This window comes from Mycobacterium sp. shizuoka-1, from assembly GCF_002723835.1.
Classification (GTDB): Bacteria; Actinomycetota; Actinomycetes; order Mycobacteriales; family Mycobacteriaceae; genus Mycobacterium.
Genome location: NZ_BEWG01000039.1, coordinates 1 through 18,150, shown reverse-complemented (window position 1 = coordinate 18,150; position 18,150 = coordinate 1). Strand labels below are relative to the sequence as shown.

Here is an 18,150-nt window from a genome sequence, read left to right as displayed (position 1 = left end):
TAGCGGCCACCAACAACGACTCGTCCGTCTACCCGGACCAGGCGCTACGCGAACCTCGTTGTTTTTTGCGCCATTACTGCCGGGACCCCGAGTGCGATCGTCGCGGCGGCCATCGCGCCCACCGCAATCGCCAGCACCACCGCGGCCGGCGTGCTGACCGCCAGGTGCTCGCCGAGCACCACCTCGCCGAGCAGCACGGCGACCACCGGTTCGAGCACCAGCATCGCCGGGACCGACGTGCGCAGTGACCCGGCGTGGAAGGCCGACTGCTGCAGCAGGGTGGCCACCACGCCGACGATGATGACGACGTAGAGCACCGGTGTGGTCAGCAGGCGCAGCACGCTGCCTTCCCGGACGATGTGCATCACCAGCTTGGTCAGCACCGCCACCACGCCGAACAGCACGCCGACGCCGACCGCCAGCAGGATCGCACGCCGCCAGTCCGACAGCCGCACCGCGACCAGCAGGCAGCCGACCACGAACAGCAGGCTGATTCCGGCCACGATCACCGCCGGCAGTCCCGTGCCCTCGTAGTCACCGGGCTTGGTGCGGGCCAGCGCGACGAACACCGCCAGGGCCACCGTCAGCAGCACCGCCCAACCCCACTCGCCGCGGGTGACTCGCCGGTGGGCGAGCCGGGCGCTCAGCGGCAGAGCGAACAACAGCGCCGACACCATCAGTGGAGCCACCAGCAGCAGCGAGCCGTAGGCCAGCGCCACGGCCTGGAATCCGTAACCCGTCACCGCGGCGGCCGTGCCGGCCCACCACAGCCGCCGGCGCAGCAGGGTGGACACCATCACGGTGCTCACCCCCTGGTCGCGGGGGACGTCCATGGTGGCCCGCTGGCGCACCACGATGCCGACGGCGGCGAACACCGCGGCGGCAAGGGCGGCTGCCACAACGAGGGCGTGCTGCAGCAAGTTCCGTCCCTTCGGGTTTGTCGTGGGCGTCGACGCTAGAACCGAATGTAGGGCACGCGGACCGATGATGAGCCGCGCGCACCTGTCGTCAGCGGATCTGCACGACGACCGGTGTGCTGTTGTATCCGCTGACCCTGACCCAGTTCGGGGCGGGGCCCGACTCGGGCACGGTGCCCTTGATCCGAACGGTCTCGCCCGGGAACACCGTCACGTAGTTGTCGTCGTACTGGATCGGCAGGATCTCGTCGGCCAGCGGGCTCGACAGCAGTTCGGCCCGCTCGAAGAAGGCGATCTGACCCGTCGGGTTGTGCAGGCTGATGTCCACTTCGCGGGCGTTCTGACCGCCGGTGGCGGTGACGTCCAGCGCGACCTTGCGCATCGTGTTGAGCGCGGTCATGTCGGCCCAGCTGACCTGATTGGCGTTGAACGCCGCGTCGTTGGCCGGTGGGCCGACGTCGTCGACCTGCCGGGATTGCCAGTACACATTGGTGGCGAGCACCTGCCCGGAGTCGTCGAGCAGCTCGCAGCGCACGAAGAACACGGGTGAGTCGGCCGGTCCGGGCGGCAAGGTCATCGCCTGGACCGCGCCGCCCGGGTCCACGCTGATGTCGTCGGCGGCCCGGTCGTCGCGCAGGACACCACGCAGGTCGTAGGTGCGCACCCGCACCCGCAGGTTCTCCCGGGAATCGGGGGTCTGATTGACCACGCTCACCTTGGCCTGGCGGTGGTTGCCGGTCGCGTAGGAGTCGAACACCACCGACAGCGGGGCCAGCCCCTTCTTGGCGCCGTAGTAGGCACCGCCGGGGCGCAGGTAGTAGTCGAAGATGTTGCCGAAGAACGACGGCCAGTGGCTGTTGAGCATCCAGTAGATCGTCATCTTGTGCCGGTCCCAGCCGTTGGCGGCGAAGGACTCGAACTGCGCGCGGGTGGCCTCGTAGTGGGCCAGCTGGGCCTTGTCGGCGAACATGCGCGCGTTGGTCGACCGGCCGTAGCGGCGGTCGATGACACGCTGGACGTTGGTCAGCCGCGAGTTCTGCGGATCGGACCCGGCGTGGAAGAACCAGGTGTCGTTGATCGGCCACAGTTTGTCCGGCGGGATGAACTTCTGCAGGCTCGCAAAGGGCGGGATGTGCTCGTTGTCGCCCTGTTCGGCCGACGACCCGCGGGCCGCCCCGTAGCGCCCGCTGAACCAATAGGACGGCGGGCGCCAGGTGTAGGGCCCGGCCATCTGGATGCCGTCCCACAGCTGTCGGCCGTCGGCGTCCCGGTTCAGCGCCGACACCGTGTCGACGGTGGCGTTCTGCCAGTGCAGGTCGGACAAGATCTGGTGGTACTCGCTGAGCACCGCGTCCGGCGGGCGACCGTCACTGGCGTTGGCCCACACGAATACCGCGGGGTGCGAGCGCAGCATCGCGATCTGCGAGCGCATGCTCTCCTGGGACACCCGACGGTCCTCGTCGTCCCACTGCTGCCACTTCTCCCACTGGTTGCAGCACATCCAGCCGTACATCAGCGGGATCCCGAGTTCGTCGGCCATCTCGACGAACCGCTGTGAGGAGATCTTGGACTCCAGCCGCAGCATGTTCAGCCCGAGGTCCTTGACGTAGTGCAGGATCGCAGCGTCGCGGTCGGGGTCGTACTTGTAGAGCAGGTCGGGTGTGTAGGTGGCGCCGCGGACCAGGAAGTTCTTTCCGTTGACCTGCAGGTAGAAATTGCCACCGGTGCCCAGTTCGGCGAACGAGTCGTCGGAGTCGCGGCCCTGGGTGATCGTGCGGATGCCGAACTTGAGGCTGGACACCTCGCTGGGTGTGCCGTTCTGTACGAACTCCAGCTTCAGGTTGTACAGATCGGGCCGGCCCATCGTGTACGGCCACCACAGGTCGGGGTGCTCGACCACCAGCGCGGCAAACCGATCCGGGCTCAAGGTGACCTCACGCTGCTCGCCGGGCGCCAGCGACACCGGCTCGTCGACGTGGATGGGCGTCTTGCCGTCCCGGGTGATGGTGGCCCGCAGCACGCCGCGCACCCGGTCTGCCGAGTAGTTGCGCAGCGGCGCATAGACCGTCAGCCGCGCGCTGGTGGTGTCGGGCAGCGGCAGCGCGGTGTTCACCGTGGCCTCGCCGATCGACACCGGACCGGAGGTCCGCAGATACACCGGTTTCCAGATCCCGGCGTTGCGATCGGGCACAAAGGAATTGCCGTTCGCCGGATTCTTGTCGGGCCCTTGGTAGCCCAGATAGCGCCAGTTGATCCAGTCGTACCAGCTGTCGGCCAGCTCGACGCCGGTGACGTCCTGGATGGCGCGCTCCGGGATCACCCTGACCGCCAGCGTGTTGGGCCGGCCCGGCACGATCCAGCGGGTGACGTCGAGTTCGTGGGCGTTGTACATGCCGACCACCTGGGTGCGGTCGGCGACGCGGCGGCCGTTGAGCCAGATCTCGGCGCGGTAGTTGATGCCCGGGAAATCCAGAACATAGTTCGGGTAGTCGTCGGGGGCGGTGAACGTGGTCCGATACCACCAGTCCTGCTCGTAGAGGTCCTGCGGGACCTCGTCGAGCAGGTTCTTGCCGTAGTAGAGGTTCGGGTAGACCCCGTCGTCCTGCAGGATCTGCAGGACGGTGGCCGGCATCCGGCGCACCGGGTGCCACGCCGCGGCGTCGTAGCCGTTCGTCGAGATCGCCGCACCGTCGTCGGGCAGACCCTGCGCCGAGGTGAGCCGCCAGCCGTCGGACAGTTCGATGTCCTGCGCGGGGTGTGGCGGCGGGCCGCCGAACACCCTCAGGTCACCCGCACACGCCAGCAGGAGCGCGACGACGAAGATCATCCCGAAGGTCTTCGCCACCGTGCCTGAACTCCTCGTGTCGAGATCTGCGACAGGACATCCCGGCGCAACCGATCATCTGTCGCGCGTTCATCTTGGCAGAGCGGTCCGGCGCACGCCGCATCTGTCAGCGCGGCACCCGGCCACCCCCATGATGCGCACTGCGGCGGTGATCGGCACACCTTGGGCGGTGGACTTTGCGCGGACGCCGCCGAACACGGGTTGCCGATCTAGGCTTACGCCATGACCGACCACGACCGCGCCGCCGCCCGCCGCGAGATTGCCGACGCTCTGCTGAACGCCCTCGAGCGCCGCCACGACGTTCTCGACGTCATCGTCGACTCCGAAGACCGGGCCGCCGCGGTGGATGCCGTCAGCGCGCTGCTCGGCACCTCCCGCCGCGGCAGCGAAGCCGTCCTGGGACTGTCCTTCGACCAGGTGACCAAGGATTCCCGGGCCCGGATCGCCGCCGAACTCAACGACCTCAACAGCCAGTTGTCGTTCACCCTGGGGGAGCGGCCCGCCAGCTCCGACGAGAGCCTGCAGCTGCGGCCGTTCTCCGACGAGTCCGACCGCGACATCTTCGCCACCCGGACCCAGGAGATCGGTGCCGCCGGCGACGGCTCGGGAGCCCCCGCCGGGGACCTGGACGACGAAATCCGTTCGGCCCGTAATCGGTTGAGCGCCGAAGAAGCGGCCTGGTTCGTCGCCGTCGACGGTGACCAGAAGGTCGGAATGGTGTTCGGCGAACTGGTCGGTGGCGAGGTCAACGTCCGGATCTGGATTCACCCCGACCACCGCAAGAAGGGCTACGGCACCTCGGCCCTGCGCAAGTCGCGCACCGAGATGGCGGCGGCGTTCCCCGCGGTGCCGCTCGTGGTCCGGACGCCGGGCGCGGCGCCGCGCTGACCCTGGCCCCCGGGCTGGCTCCCGAACCCGCGCCGGACGCTGCGTAATCTCGCACGGTATGAGCGTGCGCGCGGGAATCGTGATCACCGGCACCGAGGTGCTGACCGGACGCGTGGCCGATCTCAACGGCCCCTGGGTGGCCGACCGGCTGCTGGAGCTGGGCGTGGAACTGGCCCACATCACGATCTGCGGCGACCGCGCCGCCGACATCGAGGCCCAGTTGCGGTTCCTGGCCGCCGAGGGGGTCGATCTGATCGTCACGACCGGCGGCCTGGGCCCGACCGCCGACGACATGACCGTCGAGATCGTGGCCCGGTTCTGCGGTCGCGAGCTGGTGCTGGACGCCGAGCTGGAGGCCAGGATTGCGGCGATCCTGAAGAACCTGATGGCCCGCTTCACCGGTGTCGACTTCGACGCCGTCCGCGCGGCCAACCGCAAGCAGGCGATGGTGCCGGTGGACGCTCACGTGCTGGACCCGGTCGGGACCGCGCCCGGTGTGGTCGTGCCTGGCAGCCCGACGGTGCTGGTGCTCCCTGGGCCGCCGCGCGAACTGCAGGCGATGTGGCCCGCCGCGATGGCCGACGACGCCGTCGCGCACGCCATCGCGGGCCGGACCGTCTACCGCCAGGACACCGTGCGGATGTTCGGCCTCGCCGAATCCGGACTGGCCGACACCCTGCGCGCCGCCGAGAGCATTCCCGGCTTCGCCGGTCTGGAGATCACCACGTGTCTGCGCCGCGGCGAGGTGGAGATGGTCACCCGCTACGAGCCGGACAGCGCGGCGGCCTATCAGCAGCTGATGGAGTTGGTGCGGGCCCGCCACGGCGACATGGTGTTCTCCGAAGACGGTTCGACAGTCGACGACCAGGTCGCCCGGCTGCTGGCGGGCCGGCGCATCGCGACCGCCGAGTCGTGCACCGCGGGGCTGCTGGCGGCCCGCCTCACCGACCAGCCCGGCTCGTCGGCGTATGTCGCCGGCGCGGTGGTGGCCTATGCGAATGACGCCAAGATCGACGTGCTCGGCGTCGATTCGGCACTGATCGACGCCCACGGTGCGGTGTCGCAGGAAGTGGCCGAGGCGATGGCCGCCGGTGCACTGCGCCGATTCGGGGCCGACACCGCCGTCGCGATCACCGGCATTGCGGGGCCCGGCGGCGCGACGGAGACCAAACCGGTGGGGACGGTGTGGTTTTGCGTGCGACTGGCCGACGGTACGACCGTCAGCCGGTCGCTGCGGCTGCCCGGCAACCGCGCCGATGTCCGCGAGCGATCCACCACGGTGGCCATGCACCTGCTACGGCGCACGCTGATGGGATTGCCCGCCTAGGCCGGGCGGGCCTCGCCTTCGCGGTCCAGCGCCTCGGCGGGGGTGCACAGGGCGAACATCCGCGCCCCCAGATCGGCGAGTTCGACAATGATCTCGGCCCGACCCAACCCGGCGTCGAGGGCCTCATTGAGTACGGTCACGATGTCGGCGCCGTCGGCGTGCACGGCGCCGGCCTGGGAGCGCCGCGCGGTGCGGATCATCCGCCAGGCGTAATTCCGTTCGGCGAGAGCGTCATTCATGACTGGACCTTTCGATGGTGGTGCGCCGCGCTGACCGTCGGCGCGCCCGCGGTCTTTTCGTTGTACGACAGCTTCCCTCGAAGCATCACCGGGACGACAGGGACTTGTGGCCCTCGGCGGTGGAGGAATTGGGCATTGCCGGAATCTTCGGTGAACAATCCGTCCGAATTCCCGCTTTGTGGGGATGACCTGCCGTAACGTAGAAAAGTCCCATTCAGTGCGACCCAAATTGGGGGAGAGCATTCATGCGAAAATTCATCTTGGGAATTGCCACCGCAAGCATGATTGCCGGCTCGCTGGCCGGAGCGGTCACTGCGAACGCAGCATCGACAAACAATGCCACACCGTCGACACAGAATAGTTCTGTGCCGATCATCACGGCGCTGGATTGCCAGGGCGGAACCGGCAATATGGGCTGTGGCGCAGGCTTTTTCTGGCGCGACGGATGGCGCGGCTGGGGCTGCTACCCCTGCTGATCTCGTGTCGCGACGACTGACCCGCCAACAACCCATTCCCGAACGGAAGACTTCGTGATGAAATCTCGCCATATCGGCGGTCTGACCGCCGCCCTGCTGTCGGCAGGTATGTCGCTCGGCGCCGGCCTGGCAGCGGCCGATCCCGGTGACTACACCGTTTTGCTCATCGATCCCAACGTGGTGACCGATTCACTGGCCTACACCGCCGGTCCGCCGACACTGAATCCGGGTGGCCAGCCCGGCGCGATGACCGTGTACACCCACCGCGACGGACGCACCATCACCGACACGGTATGGGTGCTGGCCGACCCCGGCGCCGCGGCCGGGGCGATCAGCTCGGCGCAGGCCGCAACCCCGGTGACCAACTCGAAGTCCGTGTCGGTTCCGGTCGGGACGAACGGACAGCTGATCACCGGGATGTCTCCGGACGGCACCCGCTCGCTGAGCGTGCTGTACTTCACCGAGGGCAACGCGGCCTCGGCGCTGGAATTCTCCGGCCCGGCCGGGGACCCGGTCCCCGCCGATCTGGTCACCGAATTCGGCCAGCAGCAGGACGCCCTGATCAAGAGCCAGCTGGGCACCTAGCTGCGACACCGCCACCCGCGCCGCGCCGGAACAACCCCCGCGCGGCGCGGGTCAGTGCGGCACTGACGTCTCGTCGACGGGGAAGTCGAAGTAGGTGTCCGGGTACGGCTCGGGCCGATAGGTGTAGTGCCACCACTCTTTGTCGTAGTTGACGAACCCGTATCGCGCCAGGCCCTCCTCGAGCAGCAGCCGGTTCTTGGCCTGATCGCCGGTGATGCGCGGGTCGGACGTGTTGGCCAGGGTGTCGAAGCAGTCGTAGCCGGTGCCCATGTCGATCGAGTTGTCGCTGAACCGGAGCTGTTGCGGCGCAGTGCAATCGACCAGCGGCTGGCCCGTCACATATGGTGGCGTCGGCGTCGCGGGCAGCGCCACCAAGGTGAGGTCCACCGTCGCGCCGCGGCTGTGCCCCGACTGCCGGGCGATGTATCCGTCGTCGAACAGCTCAGCTTTGTCGACCCGCGGATAGAACTCGTTCTTCATCCGCTGATCGCCCAGATCGCCTGCCCACGAGACGAATTCATCGACCGCCCGCTGCGGCCGGTAGCAGTCGTAGACCTTGAGGGTGAAGCCCCGCTCGAGAAAATCCTGCTGCGCGCGCCGCAGGCCGTCGGCCGCTTGACGGGTGAGGATGCACATCGGGCTGGGGTAGCCGTCGACCGGGCTGCCGATGAAGTTGTGGTCGGTGGCGTATCGGATGTCCTGCAGGATCGAGGAATCGACGTCGGCCAGCGCCACGAAGTCCCCGGGGGCGGCGGCGTCGGCCCAGGCACCGGGAGCAGGGGCAGGCGCGACGATGACGACGGCCGCGGCCGTCACGAACCGGCGAATCAAAGCCCGGTCACGACTTTTCGTCACGGTCCCAGAGTTCGAGCATGGTGCGCAGAATGTCCTCGGCGCGGCCCAGGCCGGCGAGATGGCTCTCACCGGGCAGCTCGTAGAGTTCGGCATCGGGCAGTCGGGCCACGACATGCCGGCCGTGGGCGAACGGCACGATGTGGTCGCGATCGCCGTGCCACCACCGGACCGGCACCTTGACCTCGTCGAGCCGGAATCCCCAGTCCCGGGCGAACACCACGATGTCGGCGAACGGTGCCGCCAGTTGTTTGCGGCTGCCGTTGAGCAGGTCGTCGAGGAACATCGCCTTGAACTCGGGGCGGACCAGCATCTTGCGGTCGCCCTCCGGCGAGATGCCGGCGTAGATGTAGAGGGCGGGTTCGGCCACCGGCCTGATCAACCGGATCAGGCCGACGGCGGCCATCCGCAGCGGGGCACCGGCGACCTCGATGATGGGTGCGGCGGCGGTGCCCAGTTTCATCAGGCCGCCGCCAATGGCATCCGGGCCGACGGTCGGCGCCACGCCGCCGAGCACACCGGCAGCCACGATCCGCTCGGGCATCGCGGTCGCGCAGGCCAGGGTGTACGGGCCGCCGCCGGACAACCCGACGACGGCCATCTTCTCGACGCCGAGGGTGTCGGCGATGGTCGCCAGGTCCTTGGCGAAGGCCAGCACGTTCTCGTACTGGAACGGGGTGGACGCCCCGATGCCCGGCCGGTCGACCCCGATGAGCCGGATGTCGTTCTGCTCGGCGAACACCCGGGCTTCCATCGGTATCTGGCGTCTGGCCCCGGGGGTGCCGTGCAGCCAGAAGACCGCCCGCCCCTGGGCGCTGCCGAATTCGGCGAAGCCGATCTGGCGGCCTTCCCCGACAGCGATATTGCCCTCCAGCTTGGGGCGAGCGATAGACACAACCATGGGCACAGTGTGTCACGCGGCCGATGGCGCCTGTCCGGTTCGCCCAAGGCCGATCGCTCAGGACGCTGGTGCGCCCGCCCAGCCCGGCGGCCGGCGCTGCGCCCACGGACTCGCCTCTTCGAGCTGCGCAGCCAACTGCAGCAGGACCGTTTCGTCGGGCGCCATCAACTGCACTCCGATCGGCAGGCCGTCGCCGGTGGCGGCCAGCGGAAGGGAGATCGCCGCCCAGCCGGTCACGTTGGCCATGGTCGTCCACCCGGTGTGGGCGAACTCGACGTCGAAGAACGCCCGGGTGGTGCCGCGAGGTTGATCCAGGACACCGAAGTGTGGCGGCGGCGCCAGCAGGGTCGGAACCAGGAGGACGTCGTGGGCGGCCATCCCCGCGACGAAACGTCTGGTCTGGGCGTGGATGGTGTCGATGGCGTTTGCGTAGTCGACACCGGACGTGGTGAAGCCTTCCCGCATCATCACCCAACTGCTGGGCTCGAACTCGTCCTCGCGAGGGTCACGGCCAAGGTGCGCCTTGGCCAACTCGTACAGCTGGACATTACTGACGTTGTGCAGCACCGCGATCGCGTCGGCGACGGCGTCGGAGTCGAATTCCGGTGCCCCCGGCTCGATCTGGTGGCCGATGGATTCCAGGGTCTGCCCGGTGATCGAGACGGCGGCGGCCACCTGCGGGTCGGTCGCCGGCCCCGGGAACGGCGAGCCGGTGGCGATCAGGATCCGCTGCCGCGGCGGCGGCTTCCGGATCGCGCTGAGGAACGGTTCGCCCGGCGCCGGGGCGTTGTAGGGGTCGCCGGGTGCGCCGCCGGTCACCGCATCGAGCAGGGCAGCGCTGTCGCGGACGGTGCGCGTCAGTGCGTGCTCGACGGCCAGGCCCTCCAGCAGGTGTCCGGACGGCGCGAACGAGGTGCGCGCCCGCCGCGGTTTGAGCCCGACCAGTCCGCAGCAGGCGGCGGGCACCCGGATCGAACCGGTGCCGTCGCCGCCGGAGGCGGCCGGTACGACGCCGGCGGCCACCGCCGCGGCCGACCCGCCGCTGGAGCCACCGGGGGTGATGTCCGGCGACCACGGGTTGGCCGTGCGGCCGAACAGGGACGGCTCGGTGGTGCAGTGGTTGCCCCACTCGGGCGTGTTGGTCTTGCCGAACACCACCAGCCCGGCCGCCAGGTACCGCTCGACGATCCATGCGGTCTGGGTGGCGACATGCTCACGCAGGGCCCGGGAGCCCATCGCTTCGCGGGCGCCGGCCAATGAGGCGCCAAGATCCTTGAGCAGGAACGGAACTCCCGCCAGCGGGCCGGCGCCGCCGGTTCGCAGCGTTGCGGACCGGTCGAGTTCGGCGGCCTGCTCCCGGCCGCGCTCGAACAGATCGGTGATCACCGCATTGAGACCACGGGCGGCTTCGGTCCTGATGATCGCGGCGTCGAGCAGCTCGACGGCCGTCAGCTCTCCCGCCGCGGCCAGCGCGGCTTGTCCGAGCGCATCGAGGTCGGCAAGCTCGGCGGCGAAGTTGGCGTCCATTGTCAGCGATCCTCGCCGTCGGGCGCCACAGCGGCAACCCGGGGCGGATTGTCAGTCGCCGCCGGGGGCAACCAGCTGGGTGGCCTCGTTCTGCTGGGCGGCGGCCTGCTGGGCGGCGGCGGCGTCCTTGGCGGCCTGCTCGTCCTCGGCGACCTTCTCCGCCGCGCCCTCGGGGCTGGCCAGCGAGTTGCCGGACTTGCCTGCTGTGGCGAGCTTGGCATTGCAGTTGAGGTAGAGCAGCACGGTGTCGGTGACCGGGGAGAAGTTGTCACCCTTGAGCCACGGCGCCTTCTGTGAATGCGTCACCACACAGTCGGCCTGGCTGACCGCGTCGCCGACCGAGGTGGCGATCACGGCCTTTTCGCCGGCACCGCTGATGGCCGAGGAGGCATCCGAGTAGGACTGCCCGGCGTAGTCGTCAGCCTGCGCGACAGCCGTTCCGAACGTGAGCGACACCGCACCCAGGGCCAGGGCCCCGAGTCCGAGCCGGACAAGAGTGGTCATAGCGATCGTCCTCCACCGCTGGTTCCGACATGCAGCGTCACAGTCGCCGGGACGCGAAAACTGAGGATAGGACCACTTTCTGGTAACTACCTGGACGAATGCTGGCGCAAGCCTGGTAGCCGTCCGGTCGACGCACAGCGCGACGCTGCTTTCTCTTCGCCTCCCGGCGTCGCACTGGTCACTTGGCCGATATCGTCGCGTCGGTCGGCGCGAGTTGACTGGGCCCATGTCTGAAACCACGACCGAGTCCGACACCGTGACCTCCGCGGTGATCGTCGATGAGCTCGACGAAGAGCTGATGCCCGGCGAGACCACGGGGAACGACGAGCAGGAATCGCAGACGACCATTGTCCTGCGCCAGATCCTCGAGCGTCAGATTGCCGTCAACCAGGCGTTGGGCGGCCAATTGATCGATGCTGCAACCGATGTCACCACCGCGGTGGCGCACGCACCGGCCACCTTCGCCGGCGCCATCCGCAACGGCGAGACCATCGCGGCGGCTTGGGAGCGCACCGGCGCGGGTGTGCACGACGTGCTGGGCGAGGCCGGTGGCCGGTTGCGGGCGGCCGTCACCAGCTACGTCGGCCATCAGGCCACCCTGCCGGTGGCGGTCCTTGGCTATGCCGGAGAGGTGGCGGCCTCGCTGGCCTCGGCGCAGGGCACGGTGGCCGGTTCGGCCCTCGACGGGGCCTTCGCGGTGGCATCCGCCGCCACCGCGGGTGACGATGTGCGGGCCGGGCTCGGCCACCAACTCGACGAGGTGCGGGCCACCGCGGCCGCCGCCCGCGGCGACGTCAACGCGTCGGCGAAGCGGGCCGGCCAGGAGGTCAAAGAGGCCATCGGCGGCGAACCTGACACCCTGATCGCCGCGATTACCGGAGTCGGCGAGGATTCTTGACGGACAACGAACTTCAGGTGACGAGCCGCACATCCGGGCGCGCGTCGCTGCGCCCGGAGTCGGCAGGCTGGCACAGTGGAATCGTGACACCAACACGGCGAACACGACCGGGGCCCTGGCGCCATCCGTTGTCGCTGGGGTTCGAGGCGCACCGCGGGCTGCTGTTGCTGCGCCTGCGCTGGCATGAGCGCAGCCGCCGGCGCGCGGTCATCTCACACGCCGGCGCCGGTGACCCGCCGTCGGTATGACGACGGGGTTTCCCCGCAGAACTGACTGAACGCCCGGGTGAACGAGCCCACACTGTCGAAACCGACCGCGGTCGCGGTCTGCTGGACACCCTGGCCGGGGGCGGCCAGCAGCGCCATCGCCCGCAGCATCCGCGCGTGCAGCAGGTAGGTGCGCCAGGACATCTCGGCTTCGGTCTGGAACTGTCGGCGCAGTGTGCGTTCGGAGACGGCCACAGCGCGGCACACCTCTGGCAGGCTCACCGATTGCAGGTGTTCCTTGGTGTAGGCCATCGCGGCGGCGACCACCGGGTCATCGGAACTCGGAAGACTCAGTGGCGCTTCGTGATCCAGCGCCTCGACGACCAGATTGGCCAGCGTGCGGAAAAACGGGTCCGAGCTGTCGTCACCGCCGGCCCGATAGATCGGCCAGCGCAGCGCGTACAGCATCATCTCCCGGATCAGCGGGGAGACCGCCAGGATGCGGGCCCGGTCGCCGGCCGCGGGCACCAGTTCCGGATCGAACATCACTGCCAGCGTCTTGACCGACGCGTTCATGGTCGCCTGGTGCTCCAGACCGGCCGGTATCCAGGCCGCCTGCTGAGGGGGCAGCAGGTAGTGCGCGGCGGCCGTCTCGACCTCGACCACCCCGCCGATCGCGTACTCGATCTGGTGTACGTCGTGGAAGTGCCAGCCGGTGACCAGCAGGTCGCCCTCGTAGAGGTAACTGCCGGCCAGCACCGGCCCACCCCGGCGCAGCTCCACCTGGCCGATGGCCGCCGGTCGCGCACGCGAAGAAACTTTGGCCGGTTGAGCCAAGTCTCTGGCCGATTGTGCGGAGACGGTCACGAAGATCGAGGGTACAACTGAGCCCATGAATGTCGACGACCTGATCCTGGTCAGCATCGACGACCACGTGGTCGAGCCCCCCGATATGTTCCTGCGCCACGTCCCGGCGAAGTACCGGGCCGAGGCGCCGATCGTCGTCACCGATGCGCGCGGCGTCGATCAATGGATGTACCAGGGCCGCCCGCAGGGTGTCAGCGGCCTCAACGCGGTGGTCTCGTGGCCGGCCGAGGAATGGGGCCGCGACCCCGCCGGCTTCGCCGAGATGCGCCCGGGCGTGTACGACGTCCACGAGCGGGTCCGCGACATGAACCGCAACGGGATCCTGGCCTCGATGTGCTTCCCGACGTTCACCGGCTTCTCGGCCCGGCACCTGAACATGACCCGCGAGGACGTCACGCTGGTGATGGTGTCGGCCTACAACGACTGGCACATCGACGAGTGGGCCGGCGCCTACCCGGATCGGTTCATCCCGATCGCGATCCTGCCGACGTGGACGCCAGAGGGGATGTGCGCCGAGATCCGCCGGGTCGCGGCCAAGGGCTGCCGGGCGGTCACCATGCCCGAGCTGCCGCATCTGGAGGGCCTGCCCAGCTATCACGACGAGGACTACTGGGGTCCGGTGTTCCGGACACTGTCCGAGGAGAACGTGGTGATGTGCCTGCACATCGGCACCGGGTTCGGGGCGATCAGCATGGCGCCCGACGCGCCGATCGACAACCTGATCATCCTGGCCACCCAGGTGTCGGCGATGTGCGCCCAGGACCTGTTGTGGGGACCGGCGATGCGCAACTACCCGGACCTGAAGTTCGCGTTCTCCGAGGGCGGTATCGGCTGGATCCCGTTCTATCTGGATCGCTGCGACCGGCACTACACCAACCAGAAGTGGCTGCGCCGCGACTTCGGTGATCAGCTGCCCAGCGATGTGTTCCGCGATCACTCGCTGGCCTGCTATGTCACCGACAAGACCTCGCTGAAGCTGCGCCACGAGATCGGTATCGACATCATCGCCTGGGAGTGCGACTACCCGCACTCGGACTGCTTCTGGCCCGATGCGCCGGAGAAGGTACTGGCCGAGCTGAACGCCGCGGGTGCCTCGGACTCCGATATCGACAAGATCACCTGGCAGAACTCCGCCCGGTTCTTCAGCTGGGACCCGTTCGCCCGTACCGCGCGCGCTGACGCGACCGTCAAGGCATTGCGGGCCAAAGCCACCGACGTCGACATTTCGATCCGCTCGCGCGCGGAATGGGCGCGGCGCTACGACGAGAAACAGTTCGCCAAAGCCTGAGCGCGGGTCGCCGAAACCGACGATTCGCCGCGAAAGTGCGAGTGATCCTCGCCCTTACGTCGATCTCGACGCACAAAGTTTGGGATCGGTAGCCACCGCCGCCGCCTGTACTTGTCTCGTGACGGCGCCACCGAGGCGCCGCGCGGACGAAGGGAACACAGGTGAAGCGAATCCTCGCGGTCGGTGTCGGCGTGATCGGCGCCAGCATGCTGCTGATGGCGTGCTCCGACAACAACAGCGGCAGCAAGGCCACCAGTTCGGCGACGGGCTCCGCGCCGACGAGCGCCGTGGTCGCCTCCGGCGGGAAGACATCGGTCAAGGTCGAGGGAAACGACCTGCCGGGCCTGGACGTGAGCACGGTGACGTGCGTGAAGCAGGGCGGCACGATCAACATCGCCAGCGGGGCGATCGGTGGTCAGCAGGGTCTCGGTGTGGTCATGACCGACGGCCAGCCGCCGAAGGTGCAGTCCCTGGGGATGGTCGTCGATGGCAACGCACTCGCGGTGAGCGACAACATGGGTATGAAAACCGGATCTGCGGACGTGAAGGTGGATGGGAACACCTACACGATCACGGGTGAGGCCGCGGGCGCCGACATGAAGAACCCGATGGCCGGCATGGTCAACAAGAAGTTCGAAATCACCGTCACCTGCAGCTGAGGTGGCCAGTAGCCCGGGCGAGGGGCGGCGGACGTGTCGGACACGTCCGCCGTCTCGTCGTTATCTCTGCAGCCGGCCGCCGCCGAATTATGATCCAGCCGTGTCGATCGACGGTGGGCTGCGGCAGGCTCGCCAGCTGGCCCTGGCCGCCCAGGAGGAGAAGGCCAAGGATCTCCTGCTGTCACTCATGCCGCAGATCGAACGCGACGGCCGCGACGACCTGGCCCTCGAGGTATTCGCCCAGCTCGGCGAGATCTACCTCACCCGAACGGCATACGACGGCACCCGCGAATGCCTGCAGCGGATGACCGACTGCCTCGCCCAGCTGCCCCCGGGAACCGAGACCGACCGGCTGCGCGCCCGCTACGGCCTGCGAGCCCGCTTCCTGCGCACCGGCCTGGCCGCTGCTGCCGGCGAGCACGAAGACGCCGCGCGCGAGCTCGCCGGGCTGCGCGACGACGAGGCCGGCAATCGGTTTCCCGACCTGCAGACCGGTCAGCACCAGCTGGCGAACCTGGCCGGTGTGCTGTGCGCGACGGCGCTGGGCGACGACGACCTGCACGTGCCCGCGGCGGCGCTGTGGCAGGACCTCATTCCGCTCGTCGAGGGACTCGCCGGTGACGGCGACGACGCCGACCAGCTGCTGGTGGCAGCCGGTATCGCCTATGGCCGATTCTGCGTCGAGACCGGACGGCTGGCCGAAGGCGAGCAGTGGTTGCAGCGGGCGGGCGCCCGCGCGCAGCGCCGCGGTTGGGGATTGTATTGGGCCCGAGCCGAACTCGAGACCGCCGCCGCCGCATGGATCCGGGGCGACCACGAGTCCACCGAACGCCTGGTCGGCTCCGCGTATCCGGTGATCGCCGAACACTCCCGGGCCCACGACGTCGCGCGGTGCTGGCTGTACTTCGGGCTGACCCGGCTCGGGTTCGGCTGGCTGAAAGAGGCCGACGAATCCTGGGGACATGCCGAGACGCAGTGGCGGGAGCTGGGCCGTCCGCTGTTCATCCATCGAATCCTGTTGCAGCGCAGCTGGATCTCGGTGTTCCGTGGCCGCTTCTCCGACGCGGTGGATCAGGTGGCCGAGGCGCGCGGGTTCCTCGACGGCTGGTCGCGGTCGAACTGGTTGCAATACGCCCGCCTCGACGATCATCTCGGCTCGATCTGGCGGGCCGACGCGCTGGCCGATCTGAACTTCGACGGTATCGGCAATCCGTCCGACAGCTGGCAGGCGAACAAGGAACGCCAGGTGGCCTCCAGGGGGGTCACGCGGTTCGATCCGGGAAGCCCGCGGCACCGAAGTGCCCGCGAGAAGCTCGAGCGGGCAGCCGAACTCAAGATTCCCGCTGCACTGGCGGTCGATTCCGTGCGCTATGCGATGACCGACGCCGACGCCCGCTGGCGCTGGGCCTCCCAGGTGTCGGCGCGGATGCTGGCCGGCGCCTTCTCGGTGGCCTGGGAGTGGGAGAACGACACCCTGCTCAGCGAGCTCATTGAATATCACTGCGCGCGAGGCACGTTCGCGCACGAGCCGCGCGGTGAATCCGGCGGCTGGGATGCCCCGGCCACGGTGACGGCCCCGGTGGAAACCCTCGACGAGGAGGCGCTGGCCGCAGGCGGATACTCGGTCGACGCCCTGACCCTGACCACGCTGGGCCCGCTGCCACCCCTGCAGATGGATCCCGGCGGCAGCCCCATCCTGGCGCGCTACCGGCAGCTGGCGCAGAACCGGTACGGCCAGGCCGTCACCTCCGGCGGCCCGGCCTGGTCGACGTGGCCATGAGCACCGCCCTGGTGCTGCGGTTCGCCGACGTCGGGGTGGCGACGTACGCCAGCCTGCGTGTGGTCGGGGCACCCGACCGCACGGTGACCTGGGTGGTGCACGAGCCGATCGTGCTGGCGGCGCTGGAGGAACTGCAGGGCGCGTTGCCCGACCCCAGCGGCGGGGAAACCCTCGCCGAAGCGCTCGACCGCGCGCTGACCCGGGGCCCGTTCGCTACGTCGCAGGGCGAATTGACCCTCGCCTACATCCTGGGCGTGCTGTTGATCGCCGGGCCGGCCTGGCAACTGCTGGCAGAGGCGAGCGACACCACCCGGCAGGCGGGTGCCGACCACCCGCGGCCAGTGCTGTTCATCTCGCCGAGCGCTCGGCTGGCGCGTATCCCATGGGGGTTGGTGGCGGTGCCGCTGACCGGCCCCACCCCCGAGGAGCTGATCGCCGCCCGCACCGCGGCGGTCACTTTCAAGGGGACCAGGGCGGCGAACATCCCGTGGCAGCTGGCCGATATCGACAGCGTCACCAGCGGATTGCGGCTCATGGAGATGGTCGACGTGGTGATGGCGGTGCCGCCGAACATCGTCCACGCCACCCGAACCCCCGCATGCTGGCGCGAAAGAAGCACCGGCCCAGCGCTTTTGGTGGTCGATCCGCGCGTTCCCGGCCAGCGACCGGATTCACCGCTGGGCTCGGTGCTGGGTCGGCCGTCCAGCGAGAGCCCCCTGGCCCGCCATTTCGACGGGCTGCGGGCGCGCCGGCCGGTGCTGCCCGAGGTCGGCGCCGCGGTGGAACTGTTCCGGCGTAGTGACGCCGACCGCGGCTGGCTCGCCGCGCAGTTGGACCAGGCACCGAGCCGGCTGCTGTTCGTCGGCCACGCCAGCGCGGCCGATCGGGCCCACGGCTATGCCGACCGCGCCGCCCTGCATCTGGCCTGTACATCCGCAGCCGACGGCGCCGCCGAACCGGTGGGGGATCACCGCCCGCTGCTGGCCTCGGATCTGATGGCCGCCCACCTGCCGGCACCGCCCCGGGTGGCTCTGCTGGCCTGCGGCTCGGGCGGCGACTATCAGTTCGACGAGGCGACCGGCCTGGTCGCGGCGATGGTGCTCTGCGGCAGCGAACTGGTGACCGCCACGCTGTGGTCGCTACCCACCACCGCGGGATACCGACGGTTCACCGCCCGGCTCGAGGATCCGATGGCCGAGGTCGTCGTCGCCGTGGACGATGCACACGAGGCCGACGACGCGGTGTTGAGCCTGAACCGCTGGCAGCGGGCCCAGATGCGGCGGTGGCGCGATGGCGACGCGGGCGCTAGCTGTTCTTCACGGGTAGGTTGTGAACGCGTAGGCGCTCGATTGGTGTCATTCCGCCGATGCCGGTGTGGGGTCGGTGGTGAT

16 protein-coding genes and 1 pseudogene are annotated in these 18,150 nt (G+C 69.1%); 9 read left to right on the top strand and 8 right to left on the bottom strand.

Translation table 11 applies throughout. The features are described from left to right. Positions 1-44 precede the first annotated feature (44 nt). Both MSZK_RS13280 and MSZK_RS13275 read right to left on the bottom strand, forming a co-directional pair. On the bottom strand, positions 45-920 hold the full coding sequence (locus tag MSZK_RS13280; RefSeq protein ID WP_099248503.1) for a DMT family transporter: 876 nt from the start codon (positions 918-920) through the stop codon (positions 45-47). Positions 921-1,008: 88 nt separating this feature from the next. After that, positions 1,009-3,762, bottom strand: coding sequence for a sugar-binding domain-containing protein (locus tag MSZK_RS13275; protein WP_371411334.1), 2,754 nt, complete (start codon positions 3,760-3,762; stop codon positions 1,009-1,011). A 222-nt stretch (positions 3,763-3,984) separates the two neighbouring features. Between MSZK_RS13275 and MSZK_RS13270 the strand changes: the two genes are divergently transcribed. Further along, on the top strand, positions 3,985-4,650 hold the full coding sequence (locus tag MSZK_RS13270) for a GNAT family N-acetyltransferase (RefSeq protein WP_099248501.1): 666 nt from the start codon (positions 3,985-3,987) through the stop codon (positions 4,648-4,650). Positions 4,651-4,708: 58 nt separating this feature from the next. Continuing rightward, positions 4,709-5,977: a competence/damage-inducible protein A gene (locus MSZK_RS13265; RefSeq protein ID WP_099248499.1), complete on the top strand. Its 1,269-nt coding sequence runs from the start codon at positions 4,709-4,711 to the stop codon at positions 5,975-5,977. Here the strand turns inward: MSZK_RS13265 and MSZK_RS13260 are convergent. Beyond that, entirely contained in the window at positions 5,974-6,216 is a 243-nt protein-coding gene (locus tag MSZK_RS13260) for a hypothetical protein (protein WP_099248497.1), read from the bottom strand. The two genes, MSZK_RS13265 and MSZK_RS13260, sit on opposite strands and share 4 nt — an antisense overlap. Before the next feature lie 245 nt (positions 6,217-6,461). Between MSZK_RS13260 and MSZK_RS13255 the strand changes: the two genes are divergently transcribed. Together MSZK_RS13255 and MSZK_RS13250 are read left to right on the top strand one after the other, a co-directional pair. After that, positions 6,462-6,692, top strand: coding sequence for a hypothetical protein (locus tag MSZK_RS13255; RefSeq protein ID WP_099248495.1), 231 nt, complete (start codon positions 6,462-6,464; stop codon positions 6,690-6,692). A gap of 57 nt (positions 6,693-6,749) precedes the next feature. Beyond that, on the top strand, positions 6,750-7,277 hold the full coding sequence (locus MSZK_RS13250; protein ID WP_099248511.1) for a hypothetical protein: 528 nt from the start codon (positions 6,750-6,752) through the stop codon (positions 7,275-7,277). 51 nt (positions 7,278-7,328) lie between these two features. Here MSZK_RS13250 and MSZK_RS13245 read toward each other — a convergent pair whose 3' ends face one another. The 4 genes from MSZK_RS13245 to MSZK_RS13230 are packed head-to-tail and all read right to left on the bottom strand — an operon-like array spanning position 7,329 to position 11,061. Next, on the bottom strand, positions 7,329-8,132 hold the full coding sequence (locus MSZK_RS13245) for a M15 family metallopeptidase (RefSeq protein ID WP_233211282.1): 804 nt from the start codon (positions 8,130-8,132) through the stop codon (positions 7,329-7,331). Beyond that, positions 8,116-9,030, bottom strand: a complete 915-nt coding sequence (locus MSZK_RS13240; protein ID WP_099248493.1) for an alpha/beta fold hydrolase — start codon at positions 9,028-9,030, stop codon at positions 8,116-8,118. The genes MSZK_RS13245 and MSZK_RS13240 overlap by 17 nt, the downstream gene beginning before the upstream one ends. Positions 9,031-9,087: 57 nt before the next feature. Further along, positions 9,088-10,557: an amidase gene (locus MSZK_RS13235; RefSeq protein ID WP_099248491.1), complete on the bottom strand. Its 1,470-nt coding sequence runs from the start codon at positions 10,555-10,557 to the stop codon at positions 9,088-9,090. A gap of 51 nt (positions 10,558-10,608) precedes the next feature. After that, positions 10,609-11,061, bottom strand: coding sequence for a hypothetical protein (locus tag MSZK_RS13230; RefSeq protein ID WP_099248489.1), 453 nt, complete (start codon positions 11,059-11,061; stop codon positions 10,609-10,611). A gap of 226 nt (positions 11,062-11,287) precedes the next feature. Here MSZK_RS13230 and MSZK_RS13225 point away from each other — a divergent pair, with 226 nt between their 5' ends. Next, the gene (locus MSZK_RS13225) at positions 11,288-11,959 is read left to right on the top strand and encodes a hypothetical protein (RefSeq protein WP_099248487.1); all 672 of its coding nucleotides are present in this window, start codon (positions 11,288-11,290) and stop codon (positions 11,957-11,959) included. 212 nt (positions 11,960-12,171) lie between these two features. On the opposite strand, the gene MSZK_RS13220 is transcribed toward MSZK_RS13225, so the two are convergent. After that, the gene (locus MSZK_RS13220; protein ID WP_099248507.1) at positions 12,172-13,032 is read right to left on the bottom strand and encodes a helix-turn-helix transcriptional regulator; all 861 of its coding nucleotides are present in this window, start codon (positions 13,030-13,032) and stop codon (positions 12,172-12,174) included. Positions 13,033-13,057: 25 nt separating this feature from the next. Between MSZK_RS13220 and MSZK_RS13215 the strand changes: the two genes are divergently transcribed. From MSZK_RS13215 to MSZK_RS13200, 4 genes and pseudogenes are all read left to right on the top strand, one after another. Then, complete coding sequence (locus MSZK_RS13215; protein WP_099248485.1) at positions 13,058-14,320, top strand: amidohydrolase family protein; 1,263 nt, start codon at positions 13,058-13,060, stop codon at positions 14,318-14,320. 161 nt (positions 14,321-14,481) lie between these two features. Next, entirely contained in the window at positions 14,482-14,979 is a 498-nt protein-coding gene (locus tag MSZK_RS13210) for a lipoprotein LpqH (protein WP_099248483.1), read from the top strand. A gap of 100 nt (positions 14,980-15,079) precedes the next feature. Further along, positions 15,080-16,759, top strand: a complete 1,680-nt coding sequence (locus MSZK_RS13205) for a hypothetical protein (RefSeq protein ID WP_199203317.1) — start codon at positions 15,080-15,082, stop codon at positions 16,757-16,759. After that, positions 16,756-18,069: pseudogene (locus MSZK_RS13200) on the top strand (CHAT domain-containing protein); the annotation flags it as partial. The gene MSZK_RS13205 and the pseudogene MSZK_RS13200, both read left to right, overlap by 4 nt. Positions 18,070-18,150 lie beyond the last annotated feature (81 nt).

What these genes read in the sequence shown, in the direction of transcription:
- MSZK_RS13235 (WP_099248491.1), bottom strand. Translation starts at nt 10,557, where the DNA reads ATGGACGCCAACTTCGCCGCCGAGCTTGCCGACCTCGATGCGCTCGGA.
- MSZK_RS13250 (WP_099248511.1), top strand. Translation starts at nt 6,750, where the DNA reads ATGAAATCTCGCCATATCGGCGGTCTGACCGCCGCCCTGCTGTCGGCA.
- MSZK_RS13265 (WP_099248499.1), top strand. Translation starts at nt 4,709, where the DNA reads ATGAGCGTGCGCGCGGGAATCGTGATCACCGGCACCGAGGTGCTGACC.
- MSZK_RS13255 (WP_099248495.1), top strand. Translation starts at nt 6,462, where the DNA reads ATGCGAAAATTCATCTTGGGAATTGCCACCGCAAGCATGATTGCCGGC.
- MSZK_RS13230 (WP_099248489.1), bottom strand. Translation starts at nt 11,061, where the DNA reads ATGACCACTCTTGTCCGGCTCGGACTCGGGGCCCTGGCCCTGGGTGCG.
- MSZK_RS13260 (WP_099248497.1), bottom strand. Translation starts at nt 6,216, where the DNA reads ATGAATGACGCTCTCGCCGAACGGAATTACGCCTGGCGGATGATCCGC.
- MSZK_RS13270 (WP_099248501.1), top strand. Translation starts at nt 3,985, where the DNA reads ATGACCGACCACGACCGCGCCGCCGCCCGCCGCGAGATTGCCGACGCT.
- MSZK_RS13215 (WP_099248485.1), top strand. Translation starts at nt 13,058, where the DNA reads ATGAATGTCGACGACCTGATCCTGGTCAGCATCGACGACCACGTGGTC.
- MSZK_RS13240 (WP_099248493.1), bottom strand. Translation starts at nt 9,030, where the DNA reads ATGGTTGTGTCTATCGCTCGCCCCAAGCTGGAGGGCAATATCGCTGTC.
- MSZK_RS13225 (WP_099248487.1), top strand. Translation starts at nt 11,288, where the DNA reads ATGTCTGAAACCACGACCGAGTCCGACACCGTGACCTCCGCGGTGATC.